The 14,853-nt window shown below is 33.0% G+C and carries 13 protein-coding genes; 8 read left to right on the top strand and 5 right to left on the bottom strand.

Features of this window, described 5'->3' with window-relative positions:
- Window positions 1-47: 47 nt before the first annotated feature.
- A complete protein-coding gene (locus FDY99_RS10345) occupies window positions 48-638 on the bottom strand; it encodes a thymidine kinase (protein ID WP_139421275.1) in 591 nt (196 codons plus the stop codon).
- Between the two features lie 60 nt (window positions 639-698).
- Between FDY99_RS10345 and FDY99_RS10340 the strand changes: the two genes are divergently transcribed.
- The 4 genes from FDY99_RS10340 (at window position 699) to fabG (ending at window position 5,135) form a co-directional block, all read left to right on the top strand.
- Window positions 699-2,120: a hypothetical protein gene (locus tag FDY99_RS10340; protein WP_139421273.1), complete on the top strand. Its 1,422-nt coding sequence runs from the start codon at window positions 699-701 to the stop codon at window positions 2,118-2,120.
- Window positions 2,121-2,122: 2 nt separating this feature from the next.
- Window positions 2,123-2,800: a 16S rRNA (cytidine(1402)-2'-O)-methyltransferase gene (gene rsmI / locus FDY99_RS10335; RefSeq protein WP_074230564.1), complete on the top strand. Its 678-nt coding sequence runs from the start codon at window positions 2,123-2,125 to the stop codon at window positions 2,798-2,800.
- Window positions 2,801-2,805: 5 nt separating this feature from the next.
- Window positions 2,806-4,278, top strand: a complete 1,473-nt coding sequence (locus FDY99_RS10330) for a WG repeat-containing protein (protein WP_139421271.1) — start codon at window positions 2,806-2,808, stop codon at window positions 4,276-4,278.
- A gap of 113 nt (window positions 4,279-4,391) precedes the next feature.
- Complete coding sequence (gene fabG, locus FDY99_RS10325) at window positions 4,392-5,135, top strand: 3-oxoacyl-[acyl-carrier-protein] reductase (protein WP_056027660.1); 744 nt, start codon at window positions 4,392-4,394, stop codon at window positions 5,133-5,135.
- Between the two features lie 56 nt (window positions 5,136-5,191).
- Here fabG and FDY99_RS10320 read toward each other — a convergent pair whose 3' ends face one another.
- Window positions 5,192-6,688, bottom strand: a complete 1,497-nt coding sequence (locus tag FDY99_RS10320) for a tetratricopeptide repeat protein (RefSeq protein ID WP_139421269.1) — start codon at window positions 6,686-6,688, stop codon at window positions 5,192-5,194.
- Window positions 6,689-7,377: 689 nt separating this feature from the next.
- A complete protein-coding gene (locus FDY99_RS10315) occupies window positions 7,378-8,418 on the bottom strand; it encodes a GMP reductase (RefSeq protein WP_139421267.1) in 1,041 nt (346 codons plus the stop codon).
- A 187-nt stretch (window positions 8,419-8,605) separates the two neighbouring features.
- On the opposite strand from FDY99_RS10315, the gene FDY99_RS10310 reads away from it, so the two are divergent.
- Genes FDY99_RS10310 through FDY99_RS10300 form a run of 3 tightly spaced genes read left to right on the top strand, consistent with a single transcriptional unit; the run spans window position 8,606 to window position 11,049 of the window.
- Window positions 8,606-9,391, top strand: a complete 786-nt coding sequence (locus tag FDY99_RS10310; protein WP_394344539.1) for a prolipoprotein diacylglyceryl transferase — start codon at window positions 8,606-8,608, stop codon at window positions 9,389-9,391.
- Between the two features lie 11 nt (window positions 9,392-9,402).
- Entirely contained in the window at window positions 9,403-9,636 is a 234-nt protein-coding gene (locus FDY99_RS10305) for a hypothetical protein (protein ID WP_228448769.1), read from the top strand.
- 9 nt (window positions 9,637-9,645) lie between these two features.
- Window positions 9,646-11,049: a radical SAM protein gene (locus tag FDY99_RS10300; protein WP_139421265.1), complete on the top strand. Its 1,404-nt coding sequence runs from the start codon at window positions 9,646-9,648 to the stop codon at window positions 11,047-11,049.
- An 87-nt stretch (window positions 11,050-11,136) separates the two neighbouring features.
- On the opposite strand, the gene FDY99_RS10295 is transcribed toward FDY99_RS10300, so the two are convergent.
- Complete coding sequence (locus FDY99_RS10295) at window positions 11,137-11,802, bottom strand: GNAT family N-acetyltransferase (RefSeq protein ID WP_139421263.1); 666 nt, start codon at window positions 11,800-11,802, stop codon at window positions 11,137-11,139.
- Complete coding sequence (surE, locus tag FDY99_RS10290) at window positions 11,802-12,572, bottom strand: 5'/3'-nucleotidase SurE (protein ID WP_074230573.1); 771 nt, start codon at window positions 12,570-12,572, stop codon at window positions 11,802-11,804. Before surE ends, FDY99_RS10295 begins: the two co-directional genes overlap by 1 nt.
- A gap of 143 nt (window positions 12,573-12,715) precedes the next feature.
- Between surE and FDY99_RS10285 the strand changes: the two genes are divergently transcribed.
- A complete protein-coding gene (locus tag FDY99_RS10285) occupies window positions 12,716-14,845 on the top strand; it encodes a carboxy terminal-processing peptidase (protein ID WP_139421261.1) in 2,130 nt (709 codons plus the stop codon).
- Window positions 14,846-14,853: the final 8 nt, after the last annotated feature.

Genomic DNA, 14,853 nt, shown 5'->3' with positions numbered 1-14,853 from the left:
TAGTTTTTACTATTAAAATTTAAACAAAATTAAAAATAAATTTGATATTAAACTTCTTTTTTGTTTAAAACTTCATCTACAAAAACTCTTCGGCTTACTGCATCGTAAGATTCTGTTTCTCCGAGTTCTACCAAGTTTTTTCCTTCGGAAGTTCTCATCGAATAATTGGCTAAATTTCCTGTTCTTCTACAGATGGCGTGTACTTTTGTAACGTATTCGGCAGTTGCCATCAAATAAGGCATCGGTCCGAAAGGTCGTCCCAGAAAATCCATATCCAAACCTGCAATGACTACCCTAATTCCGCTGTTGGCCAACTGATTGGCAATTTCTACAATACTCTCATCAAAAAACTGTGCTTCATCAATTCCGAGAACATCACAATTTGACCCCAACAAAATAATTTCGTTAGGATTTTCTACCGCGGTACTGCGAATCTTGTTTTTGTTGTGCGAAACGACATCTTCATCAGAATATCTCGTATCGGTTTTAGGTTTAAAAATTTCCACATTCTGCCCCGCCATTTCAGCTCTTCTCAGCCTTCGGATCAACTCTTCGGTTTTTCCGGAAAACATTGAGCCACAAATAACTTCCATCCAACCGCTTTGTTTGGAATGATTAATTGTATTTTCTAAAAACATTTGTTAAATTAGCCGTAATATTTTAAGATCAAAAGTAAGCAATTTTAATAAGAATCTACGATGCAGAACATTCAAGATTTAAAGGATAAGATTTTTTTTGAATCCAGGAATATCATTGATATTTTGGGTGGAATAAACAACGTTGACGAACTGATTTCGAAACAAGATCTCTTGAATGATCTCGTGGAAAAAATTGCTTTTTTAAAATTGTTGGATAAAAATCTGGGCGATTACCAACAGCAAAATTCAAATTTTACTGATTATCAGAAAGGTGAATCTTTGGTTTCTAATTATTTGGTAACAGAAGAGGAAGCGATTTTTAATAACGAACTAAACGAAATCGGAAACGAATCTTTTTCTGAAAGCGAAAATAAAATTGAGGAAGAAGAAGTCATTTTTAATAATCAATTGAATGAAATTATTGAAAGTGATTTCCATGAAAATATTGTCAATTTTGTTGGAGAAAATGAGCCTGAAGCTGATATAAATTTTGTGTCAGACGAAATTTCAGATCATCTTGAAGAAGAAGCAGTTTTCAATAATCAGTTAAATGAAATTGACGAAGATGAATCATCGGAAAATCCTGACCGAGTTTTGAGTTTTGTAGATGAAGAAAGAATTTTGGAAGATTCTCAGCCGGAAAGTGATGATGATTTTAGTGAAGAAATTTTTAATGAGGAGGCAACTGAAGAAGAGATTTCTTTCAATGATCAGTTAAATGAAATTATTGAAGAAGAAAATCATATTTCTGAAAAAGCATCTGCTGAAACTCAAATTATTCCCGATATTTTTGAGAATGAATTTGATGAAGATGAAATTTTAATTGAAGAAACTGAGAATGAATATGTTTCAACATTTAATCATGAAAATGATGAAATTATCTCAGAAAGTTCAAATGTAAAATCTATTTTAAATGAAATTAAAAAAGATTTTGAAGCTCCTGAAGAAGAAGCTGAGCTTAAAACAGAAGATTCAGGGAGAGGAAAAATTGTAGAAATAGATAAACCACAACCTGAAATAACAGCAGAAATTCCAAAATCAGACGAAAGTTTTGAAAATCTGGATGCTTATCATCAGGAAAAGAAAATAAAGCTCGCCAATATAAGAGGTTTAAAAAATATTCAAACCTTATTTGATGACGATCCTTTGGAAAGAGAAACTCTGCATGAAAAAGTTGAAATTCCAGTTGTAAAAGAAGATATCGGAAGTTTAATAAAAACAAATATTCCGACTCAATTTATGGAAGTCGAAAAGCCAAGACCAGAATTCAGACTTGATCTGAATGACAGGATTGCTTTTACAAAGGTGCTTTTTAACGGAAGCCAGACAGATCTGAATGATTCAATTTCTGAGCTTAACAGATGTAAAAATATCGAAGAGGCAAAAGAATATCTCAGCGAGCTGTATTATGATAAAAATTGGGAAAAAGTAGATGAATATGCCCAAAGACTTTGGGTATTGGTAGAAAATAAATTTTTATAATTTTGAGCGGTATTTTATATTTTGTTCCGACACCGGTCGGAAATCTTGAAGACATGACTTTCAGAGCGATCAATACGCTGAAAGAAGTAGACTATATTTTGTGTGAAGATACCCGAACTTCGGGAATTTTATTGAAGCATTATGAAATTTCAAAACCTTTGAAATCTTATCATCTTCACAATGAGCATCAAGCCACTGAAAAAGTGATTGCAGACCTTAAAAACGGTCAGAATATTGCCATAATTACCGATGCAGGAACTCCGGGAATTTCAGATCCGGGTTATTTGTTGGCGAAAGCTGGGTCAGATCACAATATTGAAATGATTTGCCTTCCCGGTGCAACCGCTTTGATTCCGGCTTTGGTGGTTTCAGGTTTGCCGAATAATGAGTTTCTTTTTGCTGGTTTTCTTCCTCAGAAAAAAGGTCGACAAACCAAGCTTAAACAGCTTGCAGAAGAAAAAAAGACAATCGTTTTGTACGAAAGTCCACACAAAATCAATACAACTTTAGAACAGATAAAAGAATTTTTCGGTGAAGAGACCAGAGCAAGTTTAAGCCGTGAAATTTCGAAAAAATTTGAAGAAACTAAAAGGGGAACAATCAATGAATTAATTGAATTCTCTAAAAGTAAAACTTTAAAAGGTGAAATTGTTTTAATCGTTAATAATTCTTTAAAGTAATTTCATTGAAAAAATTAGTTTTCATTCTGCTTTCAGGTATTTTTTCAGCACAAACCAATCAGTATAAAGAGATATTATTGTCTAAACAAGTTGGGAAAGAAGTACGCTTTTATACCAATGGTTACGGAATCATTTCAGATCCAAATTCAGGAAACTCTTCTATAGTAGATTCTCTTGGAACTATTTCTTTTAATTATCCTTTTAAAAGTGAAATTCTCCGTTTGTCGAAAGACAGATTTATTTTAAAGGTAAAAGAAGGTGAATCGAACGGAAAAACAGCTTTAATTGACGGAAATGGAAATCAGCTGATTCCATTAGATAAGTTTAAATATAAAACCTGGGAAAATAGAGACCGTTTAATTGTATCAAAAGATGGAAAAGACGGTGTTTACGATTACAATGGGAAACAGATTATTCCGTCTCAGGATAAAATAGAATTCGCAAACGACAGCAGATTTTTTATTAAAAAAGATAAGCTTTGGTTTATATATAATTTTGACGGACAACAGGTTTCTGATAGAGAATTCAAGGAAAACTTGAGATTCTATAAAGGAAAAGTTTATTTAAATACCGGAATTAAAACCGGAGATGTGATAGATATCGATGGTAAAACGGTGAGCCAGTTTTCAAATCATTATATTGAGGATATTAATGGTTTTCCCTTTTTAATTACGAAGGACATTGCCAAAAATAAGTATGGAATTGTAGATGAAAATGAGCAGGTTTTAGCGGAAAATATCTACGAACAGGCTTTTGTAGGAAGAAATTATATTTACCTTATTAAAGACAATAAAGTAAGCGTTTTTTCTAAAGCAGAAAAAAAAGTTTTCCCTACGGAATATCATTATGTAAATCATTTGTTTAATGGTAATTTTAAAACATTAAAAGATTATAAAAATCCTAAAATTGCAGTTATTAAAGAGAGTGGGGAAGTTGTTTTGCCTAAAGAATATGACGTTGTAGAAGGTTTTAAAATAAAAGGTGAAGATTATGTTTTTGTAAGCAAAGACAATGAAGAAAAGCTTTTAGATAAGAATTTTGAGAGCGTTTTGGATGAAGGCTTTCAGATCGAGAAAATCTTCTTTAATAATGTAATTGTTAAAAAAGACGAGGTTTATTATAAGTTTTCACCAACAGATAAATCTTACACGCCGATTAAAGATATTGTTTCTATAAAACCGTTTCAGTTTTACCCTGCAATTATCTGTAAAAATAAAGAAAACCTTTACGGAATGCTTGATGAAGAAGGAAAGGAAATTGTTCCGTTTATCTACGATGATATTGTAAGTTTTCTTTCTGGGGATGAAGTTGTGGTACAGAAAGGAGATAAATTCGGGGTAACGAATCTTAAAAATGAACCGCTTAAAGACGTTATTTACGACAAATATTCTGCAGATAACAAAAAGCTTACGCTCACAAAAGATAAAGAATCGGAAGTGATTGATTTTAGTTCTTCAGAATATAAAGTGATGTTTTAAAACAATGTTTAATTAGTGAATTAAAACTCGCAAAAACAAAATATATATATTTGCAATCTGAATAATTTTAAACCACTCAAGTTATTTGGATTTTTAAAATAAATAATCATTATATGAAACTATTAGAAGGAAAAGTAGCGCTAATTACCGGAGCTACAAGAGGAATCGGGAAGGGTATTGCCGAAATTTTTGCTCAACAGGGAGCGAAAGTAGCATTTACGTATGCTGGTTCTGTAGAAAAAGCGAAAGAATTGGAAACTGCTTTAAGTTCTGTTACTCAGATTAAAGGTTATCAGTCTGATGCATCAGATTACGATGCTGCACAAAAATTGGTAGATGATGTAATGGCTGAGTTTGGTAAAATTGATATTTTGGTAAACAATGCAGGAATTACGAAAGACAATCTTTTGATGAGAATGTCAAAAGACGATTGGGACACTATTATCAAAGTAAATTTAGATTCTGTATTCAATCTTACTAAGGCTGTAATTAAGCCAATGATGAAGGCTAAATCGGGCTCTATCATCAACATGACTTCTGTTGTTGGGGTAAAAGGTAATGCAGGACAGGCAAATTATGCAGCTTCTAAAGCTGGAGTTATCGGATTTACTAAATCTATTGCATTGGAATTGGGCTCAAGAAACATCCGTTGCAACGCAATTGCTCCAGGATTTATTGAAACTGAAATGACGGCTGCTTTAGACGAAAAAACAGTACAGGGATGGAGAGACGGTATTCCTTTGAAAAGAGGAGGACAACCGGAAGATGTTGCCAATGCATGTGTTTTCTTTGGTAGCGAAATGTCGTCTTATATTTCTGGTCAAGTTTTAAACGTTGACGGGGGAATGTTAACTTAAGAAAATTATTATTCTACAATATAAATCCCTTTCATAAGCTTTATGAAAGGGATTTTTTATGATTCAGAGTCGATATAATTTCTAAGCCATATCTGAAGATCTTTTTCTGGAGACAGGTGAATCTTTTTTCTGAAATTATAACGGTTATTTTCTATTGTTTTTATTGCTTTAAAAGTGCAATCTGCAATCTCTTTTGTTGTAAAACCGAGATAAATATAAGCTGCAAAAGTAAGTTCGCTCGGTTTCAGGCTTTCATTAAGCTGAAGCATTTTAGACTGAAATTTAGGATATACTTCCTGAAATCTTGTATAAAATGAAGGATTATTATCTTTTGCCAACTGAATGATTTCGTCGAAAGCTTCGTTAACCTGTTGTTTCAATTTATGCGTTTCCTGTTCGGTGATTTCTTTTTCTTTAAGCAGTTTTTGTGCGATTTCGATAGATTTCAGATTCCTAGATTTCGATTTTTTAAGAAGATAAATAATAAATAAAGTGATGAATATCAGTGAAGAAATGATGATTAAAGTTGTTCTCTGAGTTTTTTTTGTTTCAAGAGTATGCTTTATTTTTTCTTCTTTCATTACTTCATTCAACGCAAAATCTCTTTCATTCTTCATTCTGTCATCCAATTCTTTATTCGTTTTCAGATAAAGATCCTGATATTGTTTTGCTTCTGTCGCATTTCCCTGAGCAATTTTCAGCTCCGCAATTTTTTTGTACAATTCGCTCAGAATATCCGGGAAATGATGCTGATCAAAACTTTTTAAAGCCAGATTATAAAAACTTTGCGCTTCAGAATATTTTTTTTGAACAGTAAAAAGATTTCCAAGTCCTATTAATGATTCAATTTTGCAGGGATGGATTTTATTTTTAAAATAATCTAATGATTTGCTGTAATAATATTGAGCCGAGTCGGTTTTATTTTGATTCAGATAATAATTTCCAAAACCTAAACAAGAACAACCTTTTTGAATATATGCATCCTGCAAATCGATTTTTTTAAGAATCGTATCTTCTTTTTTCAAGAAGTAATGCATAGAATCCGGTTTATTGATATTTTGATAGATGTAGCTCAGGTGCGAATAAATAGCACTTTCTGTGAGAGAATCTTTTGCTGTTTTATTGGGGTTAGTTTTTAATATTTCAAGCGCCTTTCTATAGTTTTTAAATGATAGGGTATAAAGCTCGAGAAGTAGGTAATTTCCGCCTAATAAAGATGAAATATTGGCAGAATGTGTTTTGTCTGTCTCTAAATAAGAAGTATATTTTTGAGCTTCTTTTGCATAATCAATGCTTTGTTTGAACTTGGCATGATCATAATAATAAGAAGCTATATAATAATTACCATAACAAAGGCCTTTCTCATTTTTTGAAGCATTCGATAAATCAATAAGCTTTTGTGAAGCCTCCAAAACTTTGTCAGACTCTCCGGATAGCTGAATGGTATTGATTTGTTTCACTAAAAAATCAACATTTGATTGGTCTTGAGCATAAAAAAGATTGCTCAGAAGAACAAGGCTAAGTAAATATTTGTACGAATGGAGATAACCCATTTAAATAACTTGGTATTTAACTCACTACATAAAAACTTAACACCTCACGAATGTATTATTCATGGGTGTTACAGTCTTTTTCACTGTATTTTTTCACTCAATTTTTGTGCCAATATAAGCCAGTAAATTGAAAGAAACGTTTGTCAGAAGGCATAATTTTAAAGGATTAATTAAAATTAACTTTCAATTTGTTTTAAATAGATTTCATAATGAATAGATTTTGATAACTGTCGTGAATTTTTAAACTAGATAAAAAACGATTTATTATTGTAAATATTATTCAAAAAGGTACGAATTATTAAGAGTTAATCAGCCTATTTATTATTTAAAGATTTCATTAAATCAAGGCTTGCCAAATTAAACTCAGATAATGATAGAATTAGGAATTCTAAAAAGGATATTATTAAAGTAATAAATAGAAAAAAGAAGGAGGATTTTAGATATATGTATCAAAAAAAACCTCCGGAATTTTAAACTAAATTGTTTAAAATCTCCAGAGATTAATTTTTTTCTCCATCATTCGGATTTCAGTTTTTTCGAACAATACAAATAGAAGAAAAAGTAGAAAAAAGAGCAAAATATCTGGCCCTCAATTTGCCCTCTAATTTAATAAACTCTTTATTTATAAGGTTTTATAAAATATTTGAAATTATTGCAATTAATTAAATTTAACGCAAATTATATTACAATTAATCATTATAAACCTGATTTTCCTGCTCCTGAACTCTTATAAAAGTCGTTCTTTTAGATAGTTCTTTTAAGGTAGAAGCACCAACATAAGTACAGGTAGAGCGTACTCCACCCAATATATCTTTCACTGTTTCCAGCACTGTACCTTTGTAAGGAACTTTCACCGTTTTTCCTTCCGAAGCTCTATATTCTGCAACACCACCAGAATGTTTATCCATTGCAGTTTTTGAACTCATACCGTAAAATAGTTTGAATTTTTTACCATTTTCTTCTACCATTTCTCCACCGCTTTCATCGTGACCGGCAAACATTCCACCCAACATCACGAAATCTGCGCCGCCGCCAAAAGCTTTGGCTACATCACCCGGAACTTTGCAGCCTCCGTCTGCAATAATGTGACCTTTTAAACCATGTGCAGCATCAGAACTTTCAATAATTGCCGATAATTGAGGATAACCAACTCCGGTTTTTACCCTTGTTGTACACACAGAACCGGGACCAATACCTACTTTAATAATATCTGCACCTGCCAAAAGAAGTTCTTCCACCATTTCTCCAGTTACCACATTCCCGGCAATAATGATTTTATCGGGAAAATTGGCTCTTGCTCTTTTCACAAATTCTACAAAATGCTCAGAATACCCATTGGCTACATCAATGCAGAGAAACTCAATTTTTGGGTAGTTTTCGAGAATCGTTTTTATTTTTTCTTCATCCGCTTTTCCGGTTCCTGTGCTTAAAGCGATGTATTGATAAATATTTTCGGGCTGATTATTGAGGAAATTGCTCCATTCTTCAACCGTATAATGTTTGTGAATGGCAGTGATAATTTTTTCTTTGGAAAGCTCAAGAGCCATTTCAAATGTTCCCACCGTATCCATATTGGCTGCAATAATCGGTGTGCCTTTCCATTTTTTTTGAGTGTGAAGAAAGGTAAACTCACGGTTTAAATCTACTTCTGAACGAGATTTTAGGGTAGAACGTTTTGGTCTGAACATAACGTCTTTAAAACCAAGCTTTATATCATTTTCTATTCGCATAATTTAGAAATTATTTTAAATAAAATTAGGGAAAAGATTGATAGAAAAGCTTAAAATAAATGATTTTATGGTTTATTTATGACAGAGTTAATTTTCCCGCAAATCCACAGATTAATATAGATTTTATGCGTAATCATCCGTGAAAATCAGCGTCATCTGTGAGAAAATAAATTTTTGAAAAAAAGAATTGCATCATCATATTTTGAAATATCTTACTTTTGAACCAATGGATTTTCCTGTTACATTTCAGATTTTTGGTAAAACGATTCTTGCACATCCTGTGTTTGAAACCGTTGGGATTTTCATTGGGATGCGTTTTTATTTTTATTTGAAAAGAAAATCAAAAGAAAAACTCTCTTTCAATACTTCTGCAGCAGTTCTTATCGGTGCTACAGCAGGAGCTCTGATTGGTTCAAAACTCATTGGAAATCTAGAAAATCCCTATGTTTTTTTTAATGATTTTAATTTCAAAAGATTCTGGACAAATAATACCATTGTTGGCGGATTGGCTTTCGGGCTTATCGGAGTAGAACTGGCAAAAAAAATAGCTGGTCATAAAGAAAGCACCGGAGATTTGATCGTTTATCCTTTAATTTTAGCAATGATTATCGGGCGAATAGGCTGTTTTCTCACAGGAATTCATGAAGAAACTTACGGATTGCCGACAGATTCTATTTTCGGAATGCATCTGGGTGACGAATATTTAAGACATCCTGTTGCGCTGTACGAGATTGCTTTTTTGATTTTCATGTGGTTTGAACTAAAGATGATTTCACGAAAGAATAAATATCCTTCAGGTTTTATTTTTCAGCTTTTTATGTTGAGTTACTTTAGTTTCAGGTTCTTTTTAGATTTTATTAAACCTAAAATTGATATTATTGGAAATTTAGGAGCTATTCAGCTGGTTTGTATTTCAGTGATTATTTATTATTTCTTTAAACTGAGAAAAACAAAATTTGTAACTTCACTTTAAAATATCAAATCATGAATTTACTGACATTACTCGAAGTAGGAAATCTTGGCGGTTTGGTGGCGATGATTATCGGAATAATTTTCATTGTAGTTTTCGTTGTTTCATTAGTGGTTGCTGCGATTGCAAAAGTGATTTATGAATGGGATAATCAAAAGAAATTTACAACCGGACAATTTTGGAGAACGGTTTTGATTTCTATGTTGATTGGGGGATTGATCAGTGGTTTTGTTTGTGGTGGAATGTAAAAATAAATTATGCCGGTAAGAAATTATACGTATTACGATTATACAATCAGTCTTTGCCCGGAATGCCTGAAAAGGGTAGGAGCAAAGATTATCATCGAAGACGACTCTGTTTTTATGACAAAAAGATGTCCTGATCATGGTTTTTTTAAAACGATGATTGCTTCGGATGTTCAGTATTATAAAAACATCAGAAACTACAATAAAGCATCAGAAATGCCCGTTCATTTCGGTACCGATGTAGAATATGGTTGTCCCTACGATTGTGGTTTGTGTGTTGATCATGAGCAACATAGCTGTCTTTCGATTGTAGAAGTTACCGATCGTTGCAATTTGACGTGTCCAACCTGTTATGCGATGTCCTCACCTCATTACGGAAGTCATCGGACTTTGGAAGAAATTGAGGCAATGTTTGATATCATTGTCAAAAACGAAGGCGAACCGGATGTTGTACAGATCAGTGGAGGCGAACCGACGATTCATCCTGAGTTTTTTAAGATCATGGATATTGCCAAATCGAAACCGATTAAACATTTAATGCTTAATACTAACGGAATCAGAATTGCGAATGATCCTGGCTTTGCTGAAAAATTAGCGACTTATGCTCCCGAATTTGAAATTTATCTTCAGTTTGATTCTTTTAAACCCGAAGTTTTAGAAGATTTCCGAGGAAAAGATCTTACGAATGTTCGGATGAAAGCTTTGGAAAAATTAAATGAATTAAATCTTTCTACAACGCTTGTTATTGTTCTCCAAAAAGGTAAAAATATCGACGAAATCGGGAAATTAATTGATTTTGCTTTAAAACAAAAATGCGTCCGTGGAATCACTTTTCAGCCTGTAGAAGTTGCTGGAAGAAATCGTGAAGATTCTGCACACGAAAAAATTACTTTAACGGAAGTAAGACAGGAAATTTTAAACCAATTTCCGCTTTTGAACGGAGATGATATCATTCCTGTTCCTTGTAATCCGGATGCTTTGGCAATGGGGTATATTTTAAAACTGGAAGGCGAAACGATTCCTTTAACACGATATATCAATCCTGCTGATTTGTTGAACAATGAAACCAGAAATACTATTGTTTATGAACAGGATCAAGGTTTGCAGATGCAGCTTTTAGATATATTCAGTACCGGAATTTCTGTAGATAAAGTACAGCCTAAAGTAAACCAATTACTTTGCTGTATTCCAGAAGTTTCTGCTCCGAATTTAGATTATGATAACCTCTTCAGAATCATTATCATGAATTTTATGGATGCACACGATTTTGATGTTCGAGCGGTGAAAAAATCCTGTGTTCATATTGTCAATAAAGATTTAAAAATGATCCCTTTTGAGACGATGAACCTGTTTTACAGAGACGATAAAAGTAAATATCTGGAAGAGCTGAGAAAAGAGGATAAGGTTTTATTTTAAATAAAAAAAACACAGATTTTACAAATTATCGGGATGAATGTTTGTAAAATCTGTGCTGATTTGTGAGATGTGTGGGATCAATTAATTTTAAACTTTTACACCCCATAAATTTATTTTACCTCTCAGATCAAAACCCAATTTTTCATAGAGTTTCTTTGCTCCGAAATTGTTCTCAGCAACATGAAGAAATGGTGTTTTACCATCTTCAAATATTGTATTGGAAACAAATGCGACCAACTGTTTTGCGAAGCCTTTTCCCAGATAATCTATGTCTGTGATAACGGCACTTACTTCTGTCATGTCATTCATCTGCATTCTCTGACCTGTTACAGCAACAAGTTTGTTATCTTTAAAAATACCGAAATATCTTCCTAATTCAGGAGTTCTGCTTTTAAAATAATGAGGATAAAACTTCTTAACAAAAGCCAATAATTCTTCATGGTTTTCATTCTGAAGCTCGATAATTTCTTCAGTATAATCAAGCTCAATTTTGTTTTCTAAAACGTATTGATCACAAACTAGCTGAGACATTTCTGTCTTAAATTCTCTTAGATCCGGTTTATTTCCGAAAATGAGAAAATCATCACAGATTTTTGAATATTCTGTGATGTCTTTTTCTTTTGCAAAATTTAATGAACCTCCGAAAGCGGCGACTTCAGGATTGTAAAATTTAGAATCTCCGAAGTTTAAGCAAAACTTTTCATGATATTCATTAAGTGAATGATATACAGGATTGTCTAGTTTTTCGTACATTATTTAAAATCCATTACTTCACGAAGGGTGTTCATATATTCATAAGCGGTCATATCAAACTTCACCGGAACAATTGAGATATATCCGTTTGCCAAAGCTGTTTCGTCTGCATCTTCAGATTCATCCATATTGTTGAAATATCCGGTCAACCAGTAATATTTTTTACCATGCGGATTGATTCTTTCATCAAAACTTTCTTCCCATTTTGCATGAGCCTGTTTGCAGATTTTTACTCCTTTTATTTCTTCTTTTAAAAGCTTAGGAATATTTACATTAAGCACAACTCCTTTAGGCATTGGATTTTCTAAAGTTTTTCTTACAATTTCCTGAATATATTCTTTTGCCTGCGTAAAATCCGCTTCCCAACTGAAATCTAAAAGTGAAAAACCTATCGAAGGAAGACCTTCTACACCGCCTTCTACAGCTGCAGACATCGTCCCTGAATAAATTACATTGATAGAAGAGTTTGCACCATGATTGATTCCTGATACCACAAGATCCGGTCTTCTTGGAAGTATTTTATCTAAAGCCATTTTTACACAGTCAACAGGAGTTCCGCTGCACGAATAATCGGTTTGTGGGCCTTCAAGCTGTACTTCTTCATAGCTTAATGTAGAGTTTATCGTGATTGCGTGACCTTTTCCGCTTTGTGGCGAGTTGGGAGCAACCACAATTACTTCCCCTATTTCATTCATAAATTCTACAAGATTTCTGATACCCGGAGCTGTAATACCGTCGTCATTTGTTACCAGAATAAGTGGTTTTTCCATAAAAATTTAATTTTAACAAAATTACTTAAAACTAATTGATAATTGTAAATAAGGTATTAAATTTGATAGTTTGTAACAGTCATTTAATAAATGCTACTTATTGGATGATTTAAAAGAATTTAATAAAAATATATTACAGATTTATGTGGAAAAATTTTAAGCTAAATAAATTTCTACTCTTTATTCCATTAACAAGTCTTATGTTTTGTTTCAACTCGCCAAAAAATGACGATGAGAAAATGCAGACGATAATGGTGAGTGTTAAAAATACTCTTTCTTATTTACACTACAGCCCAAAGCCGATTAACGATGCTTATTCAAAAGATGTTTACAAACATTATTTTGAAATGATTGATCCTGGGAAAAGATACTTTCTGCAGTCTGATATGAACGAATTTGCCAAGCACGAAACAAAGCTTGACGATTATATCAATCAGGGAGATTTGCAGTTTTATAAGCTGACGATCGACAGATTGTATCAAAGAGTAGATGAAATCGATAAGATTACCCAGGAAATTTTCAGCAAACCGATTAATTTGGAAGAAGATGAAACGCTTACTTTGGAATCTAAATTGAAAAAAGTTCCTGCAGATCAAAAGGAGCAGTATAATGAGTGGAAAAAATTCATCAAATACAATATTCTTCAGGAAATTGAATCGATGAACAGTAAAGAAGAAGCTCAGAAAGAAAAGAAAGATTCTGTACAGAAGTTTAAGCTGAAAGATACCATTAAACTTGAAATTTTGAGCCCTCAGCAAAAGTTGACAAAAGCAACTGATGAAGTAAAAGATTTGGTGAAGGAAACATTTACCAGATTCAAAAAAAGAAAGAAAATGGACTGGTTTTCGGTGTATATGAACGCTTATACAGAAGTTTTCGATCCACACACCAACTATTATTCTCCAAAAGATAAAGAAGATTTTGATACTCAGTTCAAAGGAAAAGTGATCGGAATCGGGGCTATTATTCAGGAGAAAAAAGGAAATCTTTATTTAGGTGCATTAACGATCGGGGCTCCGGCTTGGAAATCTAAAAAGCTTTCTGAAGGTGATAAGATCTTAAAGGTAAAATCTAAACCGAAAGAAGACCACGTAAACGTTGTGGGAATGCTTTCTGATGAGGCAGTTCGTTTGATCAGAGGAGAAAAAGGAACTCCGGTTACTTTAACGGTTCAGAAAAAAGATAAAACGATCGTAGAAGTAACGATGATCCGTGAAGAAGTGGCTATTGAAGACACTTTTGCGAAAAGTATTATTGTAAATTCTCCAAATGGAAAGAAATATGGATTCATCAATCTTCCAAGCTTTAATGCTGATTTTGAAGATGAAAAAGGAAGAAACGCTTCTGATGACATCAAAAACGAGATCATTAAGCTGAAAGCTCAAAATATTGAAGGAATTGTTTTAGACCTTAGAAATAACGGTGGTGGTTCATTAACGGAAGTTGGTGATATCATGGGATTATTTATGAATGCAGGTCCTTACGTTCAGGTAAAAGACGGAAACGGAAAAATTCAAACGCTAAAAAACAAGCAGGAAACTCCAATCTGGACGGGTCCTTTAGTAATTATGCAAAACGAAATTTCAGCTTCTGCTTCAGAAATTTTAGCTGGTGTAATGCAGGATTACGGAAGAGCAATTATTGTAGGTTCGCCTCAGTCTTATGGTAAAGGAACGGTACAAACTTTCGTAGATCTAAACAGATTCTTAAATAGTGAAGACGATTTCGGATCTTTAAAACTGACAATTCAAAAGTTCTATAGAATTACCGGAGAATCTAATCAGAGAAAAGGGATTGTTTCTGATATTCAGATGAAAGACTTCTTTACTTATGCAGAGATTGGTGAAAGATATGATGATTTTGCTTTGGCTTGGGACAAAATTCCGAGTGCTAATTTCCAAAAGTTGAGCTATTTTGATGTTAAAGCTTTAGAAAAAGCAAGCAACGATAGAATGGCAAAAAATGCAAACTATCAATTGTTGCTTGAGTCGGCTCAATGGAGAGAGCAATTAGACAAAGAAGAGACCATTACCTTAAATATCAATAAGTTCAATGACTTGATGAAACACAGAAAGTCTCAAATTGAAAAGTTTAAAAAGCTTACGAAATTTGACAACGGATTAAAATTTGAAATGTATCCTGCAGAGATCGAAAGAGAGAAGAAGGATGAGGTTTTCAAGAAGAAATCTGAAATGTGGATCAAGAACCTTAGAAAAGATTCTTACCTTCAGGAAGCAATGAATATCGTTGCAGACATGAAGGCTAAAGTTTAAGATGATAT

It is taken from the genome of Chryseobacterium mulctrae (assembly GCF_006175945.1).
Lineage (GTDB): Bacteria > Bacteroidota > Bacteroidia > Flavobacteriales > Weeksellaceae > Chryseobacterium > Chryseobacterium mulctrae.
Note: the sequence above shows the minus strand (reverse complement) of the source record. Positions and strands in the feature narration are given on the sequence as shown.